Annotated in this window: 13 protein-coding genes, 2 pseudogenes and 1 riboswitch; of the genes and pseudogenes, 8 read left to right on the top strand and 7 right to left on the bottom strand. The window is 62.9% G+C overall.

All coding sequences use genetic code 11. The features are described from left to right. Nucleotides 1–134: 134 nt before the first annotated feature. Complete coding sequence (locus tag PF66_RS06895; protein WP_054058165.1) at nucleotides 135–2426, top strand: fatty acid cis/trans isomerase; 2292 nt, start codon at nucleotides 135–137, stop codon at nucleotides 2424–2426. Here the strand turns inward: PF66_RS06895 and PF66_RS06890 are convergent. After that, nucleotides 2411–3193, bottom strand: a complete 783-nt coding sequence (locus PF66_RS06890; RefSeq protein WP_054062240.1) for an AraC family transcriptional regulator — start codon at nucleotides 3191–3193, stop codon at nucleotides 2411–2413. The genes PF66_RS06895 and PF66_RS06890 overlap by 16 nt on opposite strands. A gap of 121 nt (nucleotides 3194–3314) precedes the next feature. Between PF66_RS06890 and PF66_RS06885 the strand changes: the two genes are divergently transcribed. Together PF66_RS06885 and nfuA are read left to right on the top strand one after the other, a co-directional pair. Then, nucleotides 3315–4193: an EamA family transporter gene (locus PF66_RS06885; RefSeq protein ID WP_054062239.1), complete on the top strand. Its 879-nt coding sequence runs from the start codon at nucleotides 3315–3317 to the stop codon at nucleotides 4191–4193. 57 nt (nucleotides 4194–4250) lie between these two features. Beyond that, nucleotides 4251–4835, top strand: a complete 585-nt coding sequence (nfuA, locus tag PF66_RS06880) for a Fe-S biogenesis protein NfuA (RefSeq protein WP_054058162.1) — start codon at nucleotides 4251–4253, stop codon at nucleotides 4833–4835. A gap of 136 nt (nucleotides 4836–4971) precedes the next feature. Here the strand turns inward: nfuA and PF66_RS06875 are convergent, their stop codons facing one another. The 6 genes from PF66_RS06875 to PF66_RS06850 all read right to left on the bottom strand — a co-directional run bounded on the left by PF66_RS06875 (nucleotide 4972) and on the right by PF66_RS06850 (nucleotide 8475). After that, nucleotides 4972–5391 carry an NUDIX hydrolase gene (locus PF66_RS06875; protein WP_054062238.1) on the bottom strand — a complete coding sequence of 140 codons (420 nt, stop codon included), beginning with the start codon at nucleotides 5389–5391 and terminating at the stop codon, nucleotides 4972–4974. 19 nt (nucleotides 5392–5410) lie between these two features. Continuing rightward, a complete protein-coding gene (gene cobM, locus PF66_RS06870; RefSeq protein WP_054058160.1) occupies nucleotides 5411–6157 on the bottom strand; it encodes a precorrin-4 C(11)-methyltransferase in 747 nt (248 codons plus the stop codon). 166 nt (nucleotides 6158–6323) lie between these two features. Further along, nucleotides 6324–6749 carry a cobalamin biosynthesis protein gene (locus PF66_RS06865; RefSeq protein ID WP_054058159.1) on the bottom strand — a complete coding sequence of 142 codons (426 nt, stop codon included), beginning with the start codon at nucleotides 6747–6749 and terminating at the stop codon, nucleotides 6324–6326. Then, nucleotides 6746–7456: a CbtA family protein gene (locus PF66_RS06860; RefSeq protein WP_054062237.1), complete on the bottom strand. Its 711-nt coding sequence runs from the start codon at nucleotides 7454–7456 to the stop codon at nucleotides 6746–6748. The genes PF66_RS06865 and PF66_RS06860 overlap by 4 nt, the downstream gene beginning before the upstream one ends. A 23-nt stretch (nucleotides 7457–7479) precedes the next feature. After that, complete coding sequence (locus PF66_RS06855; RefSeq protein WP_054058157.1) at nucleotides 7480–7665, bottom strand: CbtB domain-containing protein; 186 nt, start codon at nucleotides 7663–7665, stop codon at nucleotides 7480–7482. A 97-nt stretch (nucleotides 7666–7762) separates the two neighbouring features. Next, nucleotides 7763–7986: riboswitch (cobalamin riboswitch) on the bottom strand. Between the two features lie 132 nt (nucleotides 7987–8118). Then, nucleotides 8119–8475 (bottom strand): response regulator, encoded by a 357-nt coding sequence (locus PF66_RS06850; RefSeq protein ID WP_054062236.1) that lies wholly within the window; start codon nucleotides 8473–8475, stop codon nucleotides 8119–8121. Between the two features lie 252 nt (nucleotides 8476–8727). On the opposite strand from PF66_RS06850, the pseudogene PF66_RS33835 reads away from it, so the two are divergent. The 5 genes and pseudogenes from PF66_RS33835 to PF66_RS06830 form a co-directional block, all read left to right on the top strand. Beyond that, nucleotides 8728–10888: pseudogene (locus tag PF66_RS33835) on the top strand (CHASE3 domain-containing protein); the annotation flags it as partial. Nucleotides 10889–10959: 71 nt separating this feature from the next. Further along, nucleotides 10960–12219: pseudogene (locus PF66_RS33830) on the top strand (response regulator); the annotation flags it as partial. Beyond that, complete coding sequence (locus PF66_RS06840; protein ID WP_054058155.1) at nucleotides 12219–13034, top strand: CheR family methyltransferase; 816 nt, start codon at nucleotides 12219–12221, stop codon at nucleotides 13032–13034. The pseudogene PF66_RS33830 and the gene PF66_RS06840, both read left to right, overlap by 1 nt. After that, nucleotides 13031–13636, top strand: coding sequence for a chemotaxis protein CheB (locus PF66_RS06835; RefSeq protein WP_054058154.1), 606 nt, complete (start codon nucleotides 13031–13033; stop codon nucleotides 13634–13636). The genes PF66_RS06840 and PF66_RS06835 overlap by 4 nt, the downstream gene beginning before the upstream one ends. Beyond that, nucleotides 13630–14823 carry a hybrid sensor histidine kinase/response regulator gene (locus PF66_RS06830; RefSeq protein WP_054062234.1) on the top strand — a complete coding sequence of 398 codons (1194 nt, stop codon included), beginning with the start codon at nucleotides 13630–13632 and terminating at the stop codon, nucleotides 14821–14823. Before PF66_RS06835 ends, PF66_RS06830 begins: the two co-directional genes overlap by 7 nt. The last annotated feature ends 38 nt before the right edge of the window (nucleotides 14824–14861 follow it).

Here is a 14861-nt window from a genome sequence, read left to right as displayed (position 1 = left end):
TACAAAAAGAGCCGCGATGATAGCAAAGCTGTACGGTTTGAGAGCATGTTGGGCTTTTCCATGAAAATCGCTCATGTTGAAACCTTGGCGACAGGGTAGAATCAGCGCGTTTTTTTACTTCCAGGACCAGGGATATGTCGCATCGCTTTGTCAGTGTTTTCTTACTGCTGCTGTTCAGCAGTGTCACTCAGGCGCAAAGCCCGGCCCCTGCGATTTCCTACACCCGTGATATACAACCGATCTTCACCGAGAAGTGCGTGGCCTGCCACGCCTGCTACGACTCCGCCTGCCAGCTCAACCTGGGCAGCGCCGAGGGGGCGGCGCGGGGGGCGTCGAAGCTGCCGGTCTATGATGGCGACCGCAGCAAGGCGCTCAAGCCGACACGTCTGTATATCGATGCGCAGACCCCGTTGCAGTGGCGTCAGAAGAAGTTCTATTCGGTGCTCGATGCCCAGGGCAGCCAGGCGGCGCTGATGGCGCGCATGCTGGAACTGGGGCACCGCACGCCGTTGCAGCCCAATGCCAAATTGCCGGACGACATCGTGCTGGGCCTGAACCGGCAGAACCTGTGCCCGTTGCCCGAGGAGTTCGACGGTTATGCCAGTGCCCACCCCCGGGAAGGCATGCCGCTGGCGGTGACCGGCCTGACCGACCGCCAGTACCAGACCCTGCGCGCCTGGCTGGCGCTCGGTGCGCCGATGGATGCCCAGCCGCTGGCGCCGACGGCCCGCGAGGCGCAGCAGATCAGCCAGTGGGAAAACCTGCTCAACGCCCCGGGCGCCCGGGAAAGCCTGGTGGCGCGCTGGCTGTACGAGCACTGGTTCCTGGCCCACATCTATTTCGATGGCGGCGAATCCGGGCACTTCTACCAGTGGGTGCGTTCGCGTACGCCCAGCGGCCAGCCGATCGACCTGATCAACACCCGGCGCCCCAATGACGATCCCGGCACCCAGGTCTACTACCGCCTGTGGCCGGTGCAGGGGGCGATCGTCCACAAGACCCACATCACCTATGCCCTCAACGCGGCGAAGATGGCGCGGATCAAGACCCTGTTCTACAGCGGCAACTGGCAGGTCAGCGCCTTGCCGGGCTATGGCCCGCAGCGCCGGGCCAATCCGTTCGAGACCTTCGAGGCGATCCCGGCCGCGGCGCGCTACCAGTTCATGCTCGACAATGCCGAGTATTTCGTCGACACCTTCATCCGCGGGCCGGTCTGCCGCGGGCAGATTGCAACCGACGTGATCCGTGACAACTTCTGGGCGCTCTTCCAGGCGCCGGAGCATGATCTGTACATCACCGACCCGAGCTATCGGGGCAAGGCCACGCCGCTGCTGGCGATGCCCGGGCAGAACGACGATGTCGGCAGCGTGCTGAGCCTGTGGCTGGCCTACCGGGACAAGCGCAACGAATACGAGTCGCTGCGCACCGAAGCCTATGCCGCCGTGCCGGCACCGAGTTGGTCGAGCCTGTGGGCCGGCAATGACAACGCCTTGCTGAGCATTTTCCGGCATTTCGACAGCGCCACGGTCAGCAAGGGGCTGATCGGCGAAGTCCCGCAGACCCTGTGGCTGTTCGACTACCCGCTGCTGGAACGCACCTACTATCAGTTGGCGGTGAACTTCGACGTGTTCGGCAACGTTTCGCACCAGGCCCAGACCCGGCTGTACTTCGACCTGATCCGCAACGGCGCCGAGCAGAACTTCCTGCGTCTGATGCCGGCGGATTCGCGCGATGGCTATCTCGACGACTGGTACCAGAACAGCGGCAAGATCAAGATGTGGCTGGATTACGAGCGTATCGACGACAGCAAGCCGAGCGCGCTGAAGCTCCATGGCAAGGACCCGAAACTCGACTTTGCCAGGCAGTTGCTGGCGCGCTACGGCGATCTCAACGTCCACCCGGACCCGATCAACCGTTGTGACGGCGCCTACTGCTCGCGGCCCAATATCGACCCGGCGCTGCAGGAGGCCGAACAGTCCCTGAGCCGGCTGGCTTCGCGCCCGGCGGCCGGGCTCAAGGTGATCGACCAACTGCCGGAGGCGACGATGCTGCGCGTCGAGACCCGTGGCGGCAAACGCGAGGTCTACAGCCTGCTGCGCAACCGGGCCCACAGTAACGTCGCATTCATGCTCGGCGAGGCCTACCGCTACCAGCCGGGCCTGGATACCGTGACCATCTACCCCGGCGTATTGAGCAGCTATCCGAACTTCATGTTCAACGTGCCGGCCGAGCAGGTGACCGCGTTCGTCGATGCCATGGAGCAGGCCCGGGACGCGGCGGCGTTCGAGCAGATCGTCCAGCGCTGGGGCATTCGTCGCAGCCACCCGCAGTTCTGGTTCTATTTCCACGACCTGACGACGTACCTCAAGGAAACCGACCCGGTGAATGCCGGTGTGCTGGACATGAACCGCTACGAGAACCTGTAGGGCGTGTCCTGCTGAAAGTAGCGACTGGGGGACGCCCCCAGCGCCCGCCGAAAGACCGTGGCAAAGGCGCCAGGGCTGCTGTAGCCCAGCTCCAGGGCGACCCGGGTCACGGCTTCGCCGTTGCCCAGGCGCACCACGGCCGCCAGCAGGCAGGCCTGCTGGCGCCATTCGACAAAGCTGACCCCGGTATGCTGGCGGAACAGTCGGGTGAAGGTGCGGCGGCTCATGCCGGCGTCACGGGCCATGTCGTCGATGGCGACCTCCAGTGAGGGCTGGTCCAGCAGGCGGCGGCAGATCCGCGCCAGGCGAGGCTCCCGGGGCAGCGGCGCGTTCAGTGCCAGCCGGGGCATCCGGGCCATCTCGTGGAGCAGCAGGCCCAGCAGATAGCTGTCACGCTCATTGCCGCCGCCGTTGCTGCCAACCTCGGCCGCCTGTGCCAGCAACTGGCGCAGCAGCTCGGAAACCTCCAGGACCTGGCACTGCCCGGCCAGTGCCAGGCGCTGCCCGGTTTCGGCCAGGACATAGGCGTTGAGCATGGTCACCGGGCCGCGCATGCACATGGCGTGCGGCAGGTCCGCGGGCACCCAGACGGCGCGTCCCGGCGGCACCACCCAGTCACCGTCGTCGGTGAATACGGTGATCACGCCACACGCGGCATAGGCGAACTGGCCGCGTTCGTGGCGGTGCGAGTCGAATCGCTGGCCGTCACGGTAGTCATGACGGGTGACGATGACGTTCTGGGTGCTGCTCGGGTAGAAGTCGGGCATGGGATAAAGGGGCAGGGGTTGATCTTTGGCCCATTTTTATCCTTATCTGGCCTTGAGCTGCAAGCGGGCCATTGCACCTGCGGGCAAAGTAGCCCGGAACTGATTATCCGGATGGTTTGCCATGCAGAAAAAACACCTGTTGCTCGCCGTGCTGGTCACGGCGGTCTGGGGCCTGAATTTCCCTGTCACCAAGCTCGGCCTGGCGCGGGTCGATCCCTTGCTGCTGACCGCGTTGCGTTTCACCCTGGCGGCGCTGCCGGGGGTGTTTTTCATCCGCCGTCCGCAGGTGGCCATGGGCTGGATAGCCGCCTACGGGATGATTTTCGGCGTTGCCATGTGGGGCCTGATCAACTTCGGCATCAGCCTGGGAGTGCCGCCGGGGACGGCTTCGTTGCTGATCCAGACCAGCGCCTTCTTTACCCTGGGCTGGGGCGTGCTGCTGTTTCGCGAGACGCTGAAAGCGTCCCAACTCGTCGGCGCGCTGCTGGCGGCCCTGGGGTTGGCCTGCGTGCTGTTCGGCAGCCCGGTGGGGGCGAGCAGGGCCGGCCTGCTGCTGGTGGTATTGAGCGCCGTGGCCTGGAGCCTGGGCAACGTGCTGATCAAGCTGTCACGGGTCAAGGAGGTGTTTGCCTTTGTCCTCTGGGCCAGCCTGTTCGCACCGTTGCCACTGTTGCTGCTGGCCTGGCTCCGGGGCGGCGTGACACCCTTCGTCGAACTGCCGGGGCAGATCGGCACCGGCCTGCTGGGCTCGCTGGCGTTTCAGGTGTATGGTGCCACGCACCTGAGCTACTGGGGCTGGAACCTGCTGTTGCGCGAGTACCCGTTGTCCCGGGTGGCGCCGCTGTCATTGCTGATTCCGGTCTTTGGCATTCTCGGCTCGATCCTGCTGCTGGGGGTCTGGCCAAGTCCGGCGGGTTGGCTGGCGAGCGCACTGATTTTCTCGGCGCTGCTGGTCGGTTCGACGAATGGGGTCTCGATGCTTTTCCGACAAAAATACTAGGACTTTGTCGAGTGGCGCGATTTGGCGTAGACTGACAGCAATCTGTGAGGAGATTCCATGAGCGCCATAACCATTACCGATGCCGCCCACGATTATCTGGCGGACCTGCTGTCGAAGCAGAACACTCCAGGGATCGGCATCCGCATCTTCATTACCCAGCCGGGCACCCAGTACGCCGAGACCTGCATTGCCTACTGCAAGCCGGGCGAGGAAAAACCGGAAGACACCGCGCTGGGCCTGAAAAGTTTCACCGCCTGGATCGATTCGTTCAGCGAGGCGTTCCTCGATGACGCGGTGGTCGACTACGCCACCGACCGCATGGGCGGCCAACTGACCATCAAGGCGCCGAACGCCAAGGTGCCGATGGTCAATGCCGACAGCCCGATCAACGAGCGCATCAACTACTACCTGCAAACCGAGATCAACCCGGGGCTGGCCAGCCACGGCGGCCAGGTCAGCCTGATCGACGTGGTCGACGACGGCATCGCCGTGCTGCAGTTCGGTGGCGGTTGCCAGGGCTGCGGCCAGGCGGACGTGACATTGAAGGAAGGGATCGAGCGCACCTTGCTCGAACGCGTGCCCGAGCTCAAGGGTGTGCGTGATGTGACCGACCATACGCAGAAAGAAAACGCCTACTACTGAGTCCGGTAGCAGGGCGTTCGTTGCCTTGAGTCGCAAGAAACGGTGCCCGTGAGCACCGTTTTTTATTGGGGGCAGGATTTGTGGTGCCTGTGTCGGCCCATTCGCGGGCAAGTCCGCGAATGCGTCCTGAAGCTCGCTAGCGCCCCCGCAGGTAATCGCGCAACCGCTCCTGCAGATACGGCACCCCCAGCGGATGCTCCAGGTACTCGGCAATCGGCATCATCCGCCAGTACTGTCCCTCATCGCCAAAATGGATCGCCTCGATCTCCGCCGGGACCAGTTGCCCCACCAGAAACCATGAGTGGCTGCCTGGCTGGGTGACGCTGGGGTAGCGTCGCGCCCACTCGATGCGTTCGGCGCCGATCCGCAGGGAGAACTCCTCGTCCAGTTCCCTCAGCGCGCATTCGCTCGGGGTTTCCTCGCCTTCGCGGCCACCGCCGGCAAAGTCCCAGTGGCCAGGGTAGGGGATGCCGTCCTTCATGTCGCGCAGGTAGGTCAACAACTGATCGCCGCAGAGCAGTGCCAGCTTGGCTCCGGAAAACGTCGGTTCGGGCATCGTTCTTTTCTCCGCCTGTTCAGGGTCGATACAAGTGGGCATGACCGGCCCGATACAGGGATGATTCGCTGAAATGGTCGCTGCCCAGTACCCGTCCCACCAGGATCAGCGCCGTGCGCCGAAATCCCTTGGCCTCGACCTTGGCCTGGATGTCCGCCAATGTGCCCTGTACCCAGTCCTGGTCGGGCCAGGTGGCGCGGTGAATCACCGCAACCGGGCAGTCCGCGCCGTAATGAGGCAGCAGCTCGGCGACGATCTTCGCCAGATGGTTGACCCCCAGGTGAATCGCCATGGTCGCCTTGTGCCGGGCCAGGTCGCCCAGCTCCTCGCCCGCGGGCATCGCGGTCTTGTCGGCGTAACGAGTCAGGATCACGCTCTGGGAGATATCCGGCAGTGTCAGCTCGGCACCGAGCAGGGCCGCGCAGGCAGCGGTGGCAGTGACCCCGGGGACGATTTCGTGGGCGATGCCCAGCTCGCGCAGGTGGCGAATCTGCTCGCCGATGGCGCCGTACAGCGAGGGGTCGCCGGAATGCACCCGGGCCACATCCTGGCCGCGGGCATCGGCCGCCCTGATCAACTCGATGATCTGTTCCAGGTGCAGTTCGGCGCTGTTGATCACCTGGCTGGCGCCATGGCCCTCCAGCACGGCCGCAGGTACCAGTGAGCCGGCATAGATGATCACCGGGCAACTGCGGATCAGGCGCTGGCCCTTGACGGTAATGAGTTCCGGATCGCCGGGGCCGGCACCGATGAAATAGACGGTCATAAACTTCTCTGAACGGGCTGCGCGCAAGGTTCCATGGGCACCGGATTTATCCGCGAAGCCCTGACGGCAGTCGCTGGTTTCGCGTCGAACGCACGCGGAGCTCGCCGGGTGGGTTTGCGGGTAAATCCTGGGTTCACATGAACAACGCTCATGCAGGAGGAGGGGATTATCCAGGGTTTTGCCCGGTCCAGGCCAGTGCGAAGGTCGCCTGCGGGTGCTTCTGGCGTGAAATCAGCAGGCTTGCCGGGGACTGTCCCTGTTGTTCGGCCAGGGCCAGGGCGGCACTTTCGGCAACGCCGTGGCAGCCGGTATGGGCGAAAGCCAGGCTGGAGCGATGGCTCAGATGTGGCTCGTAGGGTTGCAGCGCCGTGGCGCTGAAGAACAGCAGTGGCAGTTGCAGTTGTCGAGCAAGTTCCAGCAATCCCGGCTCATGGCGTTTTCCATCGATACTGGCCAGTCCGGTGACTGCCGAGAGGTCGAGTCGACAGCTCTGCAGGGCACTTTCCAGCAGTTGCCGCAGGACCGACGCCTCGCAGCCTTGCCGGCAACCGAAGCCAGCCGCCAGGGCTGGCTGCGCGGGGGGCTTTGTCATGCCCGGTGCCGAGTGTCGGCCTTGCGACGGAACAGCCAGGCGCTGATCAGGCCCAAGGCCAGCCAGAACACCGCGTTGGTCAGTTGCGAGGCGATCTTGAACTGCGCCTCCAGCGCTTCTGGTGCCAGGCTGGAATGCACGTCCGGTTGCGGCGCGCCGATCACGTGGGGCACCACGACAATGGCCACGCCCAGCAGCTTGAGCAGCCAATGCCGGCCGAACACGACCAGGGCGATGGCCACGGCAGTGGAGGCCGCGGTGCTGGCCCACCAGATCTGCCGTTGCAGCAGGTCCGCCGCGGCGGTGCCGGGCAGTTCCGGCGGCAGGCCGAGGGTCGGTGCCAGGCAGAAAGTGGCGTAGCCGGCCAGTCCCCAGAGCAGCCCCTGGGAAGTGCGATTGGGCGTACGCAGGGTATACAGGCCGGCGAGCATCAGGGCGAAACCGACCGCGACCACCAGGTTGCCGCCGGTAGTGGAGAGCACGCGCTGCCAGCCATCTTCCGGCTCCCACGCGGCTTCATCGTGGCCTTCGTGACTATGCCCGGCCATGGCGGCGCCGGTGTGCTCATGGGCTTCGCTGGCCGGGGCCTTCTCGTAGGTTTCCGCTTCGAGAATCAGGGGGGCGACCCAGAAGCTTTGCAGCAGGGTCAGCAGCAGGGCGGCCAGCAGTCCGCTGAAACCAGCGGTTTGGGCGATACGCTTGATCATGGCAGGGTTCTCGGTGGCACGGCTCAGTGGCAAGGGAAGGCGGCGCTGTGACGTGTATCGTGGGCGGCGTTATGGACCGCATCGATGTGCGAGAACCCGGCGAAATAAACCAGCAGCACGCCGAGGACGCTGGCGCCGATGGCGGCGACGAGACGTTGGCTGCGGGTCGATGTGACGGTGCCGGAATGGCTGGCGGTGGTGACGGACATGGCGCTTCCCTCTGGGTCTTCAGCAGGCGGCCACGCGCAGAAAAACCTCGGCGGGCCGGGCCCGGAGGTTTCAACAGCGCCTGCCCACCGCAGGTTTGTCATTCGATATTTCCGGGCCGGTCTCCGGGCTCGCGAGGGGTTCCAGCCTGGCTCGAACCTTCCAGCATCACCTTCCCATGCCGGCTGGCACAGTGGATCTGACGCTTCTCTCGCTTACCGTTGCGGGGGCAGCACCGGACTTGTCAGGCGTGATGAAGCATCCGCCGACGCACCGGTTTCCCGTTTCACCCTGTGAAGGGCACCCAGAACAGGCGAGTAGGAAAGCATGCCATCTACCGGTGCGTCAACTGAGCTGCAGGGTGACCACCGGGTCGAGAAAAGGTGGGGAGGGCTGCGGTAAAAAGCCGAACCTAAAGTTATTTCTAGAATATTAATATCAATAAAAACAACGAGTTAGATAATGCTTTTAATCTTATCTCTGAGCTGATCGATCGAAAACGGCTTGCCGATCACCTGCATGCCGGCGGGTACTTCGAGGCTGTCGGCGTAGCCGCTGGCAAACAGCACCGAGAGTCCGGGACGGACCTGGCGCGCGGTCCTCGCCAGGTCGCGGCCGTCCATGTCGGGCAGGCCGACATCGGTCATCAGCAGGTCGATGGGTGTGGCGGTGTCATTGAGAAACTCCAGGGCCGCGTCACTGCCGCTGGCCTCCAGGACCTTGAACTCCAGTTCCTCCAGCACATCGACAATCAGCATGCGGACAATGGCGTCGTCTTCGACGACCAGGATGGTGGAGCTGGCTGCGCACATAAGGGGTTTCCCAAAAAAGTGAAAGCGGGGCAGGAAGGTGCCTGTCTTTTGTATTGGTAAGCGGCCAATTGCCACAAGTTCTATTTCTTGTACAAAAATATTTTGCTGTACAAGAGAGTAGGATAGCGGGTCTGATTGATGCTGGGCAGTGCGAGGCAGGAAAATGCCTTCTACGCTGTGAGAAAAATGGATCCTTTTTTTGCAAAATTACGTCAAACTCCTTGGTTTTCAAGACTTCCTCCGGGGCCCGAAATGAATTCACCGTCTTCGGTTGATGAGAGCAGTTTTCGCAAACTCCTGAGTCGCAACATCAGCCTGCCGCTTGGGGTGGGTGTGCTCAGCGCAGTGTTCTTCGTTTCCCTGATCAGCTATCTGCTTTCGGTGATCCAGTGGGTGCAGCACACGGACCGGGTGATCAACAACATCAATGAGGTGATGACGCTGTCTGTGGACCTGGAAACCGGCATGCGCGGTTTCCTGATCACCGGCGATGAGCACTTCCTCGACCCCTATGAAGTCGCCAGGCCGAAGATCATTGCCGAACTGCGCGGCTTGCAGCAGTTGGTGGCGGACAACCCGCAGCAGGTCGATCGTTTCAGGCGCATCGAGGCCCTGCAGGGGGCCTGGACCGAATACGCGCAATCGATGATCGATCTGCAGCGCAGCAAGGGCGACTATCGCGAAGCGATCAAGGCCGGGCGTGGCAAGCGCCTGACCGACGAGATCCGCAGCGAGTATGCCAATGCCATCTACACCGAGCAGCAACTGCGCCTGTCCCGCAATGACGATGTGCGGCGTACCACCCTATGGAGCATCACTGCCTATCTGGTCTTCGTGCTGGGCCTGAGTGCGCTCCTGGCTTACGTTGGTAGAAGGGATTTACTAAATCTTTCAGCGAGTTATGGGAAGAATCTCGAGTCGCAACTGAAGAGTTCCGAGCGCCTTGAGAAGCAGGCCTGGCTGCGTGGCGGTCAGAACGAACTGTCCTCGCAGATGCTCGGCCAACTCGGGCTGAGCCCCCTGGGGCGCAATATTCTGCAGTTCTGCGCCCAGTACCTGGGCAGTGCCGTGGGTGTCCTGTATGTCCGTGAGGAGCATGGTGGTTTCCGGCGCATCGCCACCTATGGTCTGTCTCGCGAGCAGGAGCAGCAGCGGGTCGAGGTCTTCACCGATGAAGGTATTGTCGGCCAGGCCGCCACCGAGGACCGCCTGATTCGTCTCGACGGACTTCCGCAGGACTACTTCAAGGTCAGTTCCGGTCTCGGCGAGGGGTTGCCACGCCACGTGGTGGTGGTGCCGACCCGCGACGATGGGCGAGTCAACGGCGTGATCGAACTGGGCTTCCTGCGTGAGCTCGTCGAGCGCGACATCGAATTGCTGGAGCTGATTGCCGGCAGTATCGGCACTTCCGTCGAGGCCGCCCGCTATCGCCAGCGCCTGCAGGAGGTACTGGCCGAGACCCAGCAACTCAACGAAGAGTTGCAGGTGCAGCAGGAGGAGCTCAAGACCGCCAACGAGGAACTGGAGGAGCAATCCCGGGTACTCAAGGAGTCCCAGGTGCACCTGGAGACCCAGCAGACCGAGCTGGAGCAGAGCAACGAGCAGTTGGCCGAGCAGGCCACTGCCCTGGCCGAACAGCGCGACGCCCTGGACCGCAAGAACAGCGAGCTGAACCAGGCACAGGTCGAGCTGGAAGAACGGGCCGATCAACTGCAGCGTTCGAGCCGGTACAAGTCCGAGTTCCTCGCCAACATGTCCCACGAGCTGCGCACGCCGCTCAACAGTTCGCTGATCCTGGCCAAGCTGCTGGCGGAGAACCCCCAGGAAAACCTCACCGACGAGCAGGTCAAGTTCGCCGAGTCGATCTATTCCGCCGGCAACGATCTGCTCAACCTGATCAACGACATTCTCGATATCGCCAAGGTCGAGGCGGGCAAGCTTGAGGTGCGCCCCGAGAACACCAGCGTGGCACGGCTCGTTGAAGGCCTGGACAACCTGTTCCTGCCGCTGGCGAACGACAAGGGCCTGGGATTCAGCGTGGTGATCGAGGAGGGCGCGCCCGAGATGCTGTTCACCGATCGCCAGCGCCTGGAGCAGGTGCTCAAGAACCTGCTGTCGAACGCGCTGAAGTTCACCGAGCAGGGCCATGTCAACCTGACCGTTTCCAGCCGGCCCGGTGTCGGCATCGTCTTCAGTGTGCGCGACACCGGTATCGGCATTGCCGTCGAGCAGCAGGAAAGTATCTTCGAGGCCTTCCATCAGGCCGATGGCACCACCAACCGGCGCTACGGCGGTACCGGCCTGGGCCTGTCGATCTCCCGCGACCTGGCGGCGCTGCTGGGCGGTTCGATCAGTGTGGCCAGTGAGCCGGGTCGGGGCAGTGTGTTCACCTTGGCGCTGCCGCGCGAGTACACCATGGCCACCAACGAGGTCACCCAGGCTCCGGTGCCGGCCCACGTGCCGTCGATCATGGCGGCCAGCCCCCGTGTCGAGCCGCCGGCGGCGATCGAAACGCCGATTGAGCGTTTCGCCGACGATCGTGACAAGGCGCCGTTCACCACCCGCAGCATCCTGGTGATCGAGGACGAGCCGAGCTTTGCCCAGATCCTCTACGACCTGGCCCACGAACTGGGCTACCAGTGCCTGGTGGCCCACGGTGCCGACGAGGGCTTTGGGCTGGCGGCGCAGTTCATCCCGGATGCGATCCTGCTGGACATGCGCCTGCCCGATCACTCCGGCCTGACCGTGCTGCAACGCCTCAAGGAGCAGGCGTCGACCCGGCACATCCCGGTGCACGTGATTTCCGTGGAGGACCGCGTCGAAACCGCCATGCACATGGGCGCCATGGGCTACGCGGTCAAGCCGACCACCCGCGAGGAACTCAAGGAGGTCTTCTCCCGGCTCGAGGCCAAGCTGACCCAGAAGGTCAAGCGCGTCCTGCTGGTCGAGGACGACGACCTGCAGCGTGACAGCATCGCCCGGCTGATCGGCGACGACGACATCCAGATCACCGCGGTGGGGCTGGCTCAGGAGGCCCTGGACCTGCTGCGCGAGAATGTCTACGACTGCATGATCATCGACCTCAAGCTGCCGGACATGCTCGGCAACGAGTTGCTCAAGCGGATGTCCACCGACGAGATCCGCTCGTTCCCGCCAGTGATCGTCTACACCGGACGCAACCTGACCCGCGATGAAGAGGCCGACCTGCGCAAGTATTCGCGCTCGATCATCATCAAGGGCGCCCGCTCGCCGGAGCGCCTGCTCGACGAAGTGACATTGTTTCTGCACAAAGTCGAATCGCAGTTGTCCCATGAACGTCAGCGCATGCTCAAGACCGCCCGCAGCCGCGACAAGGTCTTCGAAGGTCGCAGGATCCTGCTGGTGGACGACGACGTGCGCAACATCTTCGCCCTGACCAGCGCCCTGGAGCACAAGGGTGCGGTGGTCGAGATCGGGCGTAACGGCCGCGAAGCGATCGAGCGGCTCAATGAGGTCGAGGACATCGACCTGGTGCTGATGGACGTGATGATGCCGGAAATGGATGGTTATGAAGCCACCGTCGAAATCCGCAAGGACCCGCGCTGGCGCAAGCTGCCGATCATCGCGGTGACGGCCAAGGCGATGAAGGACGACCAGGAACGCTGCCTGCAGGCCGGCGCCAACGACTACCTGGCCAAGCCGATCGACCTGGACCGCCTGTTCTCGCTGATTCGCGTGTGGTTGCCGAAAATGGAAAGGATCTAGTGCAGCAGAATATCGACATTGAAATACGCCTGTTGATCGAGGCGATCTACCTCAAGTACAGCTACGATTTTCGCGATTACTCCGGTGCATCGATCAAGCGCCGGGTCGTTCACGCCATGCGCCAGTTCGACTGCGCAACCATCTCCGCGCTGCAGGAACGGGTCCTGCACGACCCGGCGGCGTTCATGCAACTGCTGCAGTTCCTGACCATTCCGGTCAGCGAGATGTTTCGCGACCCCAGCCATTTCCTGGCGATTCGCCAGGAGGTGGTGCCGCTGCTGCGGACCTACCCGTCGATCAAGATCTGGGTGGCCGGCTGCAGCACGGGGGAAGAGGTCTACTCGATGGCGATCCTGCTGCGCGAGGAAGGCCTGCTGGAACGCACCATCATCTACGCCACCGATATCAATCCCAGTTCGCTGGAAAAGGCCAAGCAGGGGATCTTTTCCCTGGACAACATGCCTGCCTATACCCGTAACTATCAGCTGGCGGGTGGGCAGCGGGAGTTTTCCGAGTACTACACGGCCGCTTATGGCTATGCGATTTTCGACAAGACGCTGCGTGAGAACGTGACCTTCGCCGATCACAGCCTGGCAACCGACAGCGTATTCTCAGAAACTCAATTAATTTCATGTCGTAACGTATTGATTTATTTCAATAAAAAGCTTCAGGATAGAGCCTTTGGCTTGTTTCACGAGTCGCTCTGCTACCGGGGGTTCCTCGCGCTGGGCAACAAGGAAACCCTGGAATTTTCCTCCTTTGGCAAGCAGTTCGAGACCTTGGTCAAGCAAGAGCGGATCTATCGCAAGCTATGAACAGACTGGCCCTTGAGTTCACCCAGCGACAGCGTGTCGAAGCCATAGCGATGGGGGCTTCGGCTGGCGGTGTCGAAGCGTTGCTGACGGTGTTCGGCGAGTTGCCGAGAGGTTTCGGCCTGCCGATCATCGTCGTGCTGCACCTGCCCGAGGAGCGCCAGAGCCACCTGGCCGAGGTATTCGCCCGGCGTGTGCCGATGCCGGTCAGGGAACCGGCCGACAAGGAGCTGATCAGCCCCGGCACCCTGTATTTCGCGGCACCCGGCTATCACCTGTCGGTGGAGCAGGACCGCACGTTTTCCTTCAGTTGCGAGGCGCGCGTGCACTATTCGCGTCCCTCCATCGACTACCTGTTCGAATCGGCCGCCGATGCCTATGGCTCACGACTGCTGGCGGTGCTGCTGACCGGAGCCAACCACGATGGCGCCGGCGGACTGGCCCAGGTCAAGGCCCAGGGTGGCCTGACGGTGGTGCAGGACCCGCGCGAGGCGCGGGTGGCCACCATGCCCGAGGCGGCCCTGGCGCTGCATACTCCCGACTACATACTCCCTCTTCGCGGCATTGGCCGCCTGCTTGCCGAGCTGGAACGAATCGCATGCTAAGTACTATCCAGGCCAAACTGCTGATCGTCGACGATCTGCCGGAAAATCTGTTGGCGCTGGAAGCGCTGATCAAACGTGAGGATCGTGTCGTCTACAAGGCCCACTGCGCCGACGAGGCCCTGTCGCTGTTGTTGCAGCATGAGTTCGCCATGGCCATTCTCGATGTGCAGATGCCCGGCATGAACGGTTTCGAGCTGGCCGAACTGATGCGCGGCACGGAAAAGACCAAGAACATTCCCATCGTTTTCGTCAGTGCTGGCGGGCGCGAGCTCAACTATGCCTTCAAGGGTTATGAAAGCGGCGCGGTGGACTTTCTCTACAAGCCGCTGGACACCCATGCGGTGAAGAGCAAGGTCAACGTCTTCGTCGACCTGTACCGGCAGAGCAAGGCCATGAAGCAGCAGGTCGAAGCCCTGGAACAGAGCCGGCGCGAGCAGGAGGCACTGCTGCGCGAGTTGCAGGCGACCCAGGAGGAACTGCAACGCGCGGTGCGCATGCGGGACGACTTCATGTCGATCGTCTCCCACGAGGTGCGCACGCCGCTCAACGGGCTGATCCTCGAAACCCAGCTGCGCAAGATGCATCTGGCCCGCAACAACGCCGCGGCCTTCACCCTCGACAAGATGACGGCCATGGTCGAGCGTGACGAGCGGCAGATCCGGAGCCTGATCCGGCTCATCGAGGACATGCTCGACGTGTCGCGTATCCGTACCGGCAAGCTGTCGATCCGCCCGAGCCGCTTCGACCTGTCGCAGTTGGTGAGCAAGCTGCTGGAAGGCTTTGCTCCCCAGGTCCAGGCTGCCGAATCGACTCTCAACTTCGAGACGAGCGGGCCGGTGGAAGGCAACTGGGACGAGTTCCGTATCGAGCAGGTGGTTTCCAACCTGCTGACCAACGCTGTGCGCTACGGTGCGAAAAGCCCGATCGATGTCCGCGTCTATACACGGGACAATCAGGCCTGCATCGAGGTCCGTGACCGCGGTATCGGCATCAGCGAAGAGAACCAGAAACGTATCTTCCAGCAGTTCGAGCGGGTTTCGGCGGCCCATGCGGTCGCCGGGCTGGGGTTGGGCCTGTTCATTTCCGAGCAGATCGTCGCCGCCCATGGCGGTACCATCACGGTCAGCAGCCGGTTGGGTGAAGGCTCAACCTTTTGCGTTCACCTGCCGTTACAGGAAAACCGGTAAACGACGCAACCTCCGGGCGGGCCGGTGGTCGTATGGGC

It is taken from the genome of Pseudomonas asplenii, assembly GCF_001293465.1.
Lineage (GTDB): Bacteria > Pseudomonadota > Gammaproteobacteria > Pseudomonadales > Pseudomonadaceae > Aquipseudomonas > Aquipseudomonas fuscovaginae_B.
The sequence above is the reverse complement of the archived record's forward strand: the minus strand, read 5'-3'. Positions and strand labels throughout refer to the sequence as shown.

Bases quoted from the DNA above. Each gene is read 5' to 3' on its own strand.
- PF66_RS06890 (WP_054062240.1), bottom strand. From the start codon at position 3,193: ATGCCCGACTTCTACCCGAGCAGCACCCAGAACGTCATCGTCACCCGT.
- PF66_RS06875 (WP_054062238.1), bottom strand. From the start codon at position 5,391: ATGCCCGAACCGACGTTTTCCGGAGCCAAGCTGGCACTGCTCTGCGGC.
- cobM (WP_054058160.1), bottom strand. From the start codon at position 6,157: ATGACCGTCTATTTCATCGGTGCCGGCCCCGGCGATCCGGAACTCATT.
- PF66_RS06830 (WP_054062234.1), top strand. From the start codon at position 13,630: ATGCTAAGTACTATCCAGGCCAAACTGCTGATCGTCGACGATCTGCCG.
- PF66_RS06835 (WP_054058154.1), top strand. From the start codon at position 13,031: ATGAACAGACTGGCCCTTGAGTTCACCCAGCGACAGCGTGTCGAAGCC.
- PF66_RS06860 (WP_054062237.1), bottom strand. From the start codon at position 7,456: ATGATCAAGCGTATCGCCCAAACCGCTGGTTTCAGCGGACTGCTGGCC.
- PF66_RS06895 (WP_054058165.1), top strand. From the start codon at position 135: ATGTCGCATCGCTTTGTCAGTGTTTTCTTACTGCTGCTGTTCAGCAGT.
- PF66_RS06865 (WP_054058159.1), bottom strand. From the start codon at position 6,749: ATGACAAAGCCCCCCGCGCAGCCAGCCCTGGCGGCTGGCTTCGGTTGC.
- nfuA (WP_054058162.1), top strand. From the start codon at position 4,251: ATGAGCGCCATAACCATTACCGATGCCGCCCACGATTATCTGGCGGAC.
- PF66_RS06885 (WP_054062239.1), top strand. From the start codon at position 3,315: ATGCAGAAAAAACACCTGTTGCTCGCCGTGCTGGTCACGGCGGTCTGG.
- PF66_RS06850 (WP_054062236.1), bottom strand. From the start codon at position 8,475: ATGTGCGCAGCCAGCTCCACCATCCTGGTCGTCGAAGACGACGCCATT.
- PF66_RS06855 (WP_054058157.1), bottom strand. From the start codon at position 7,665: ATGTCCGTCACCACCGCCAGCCATTCCGGCACCGTCACATCGACCCGC.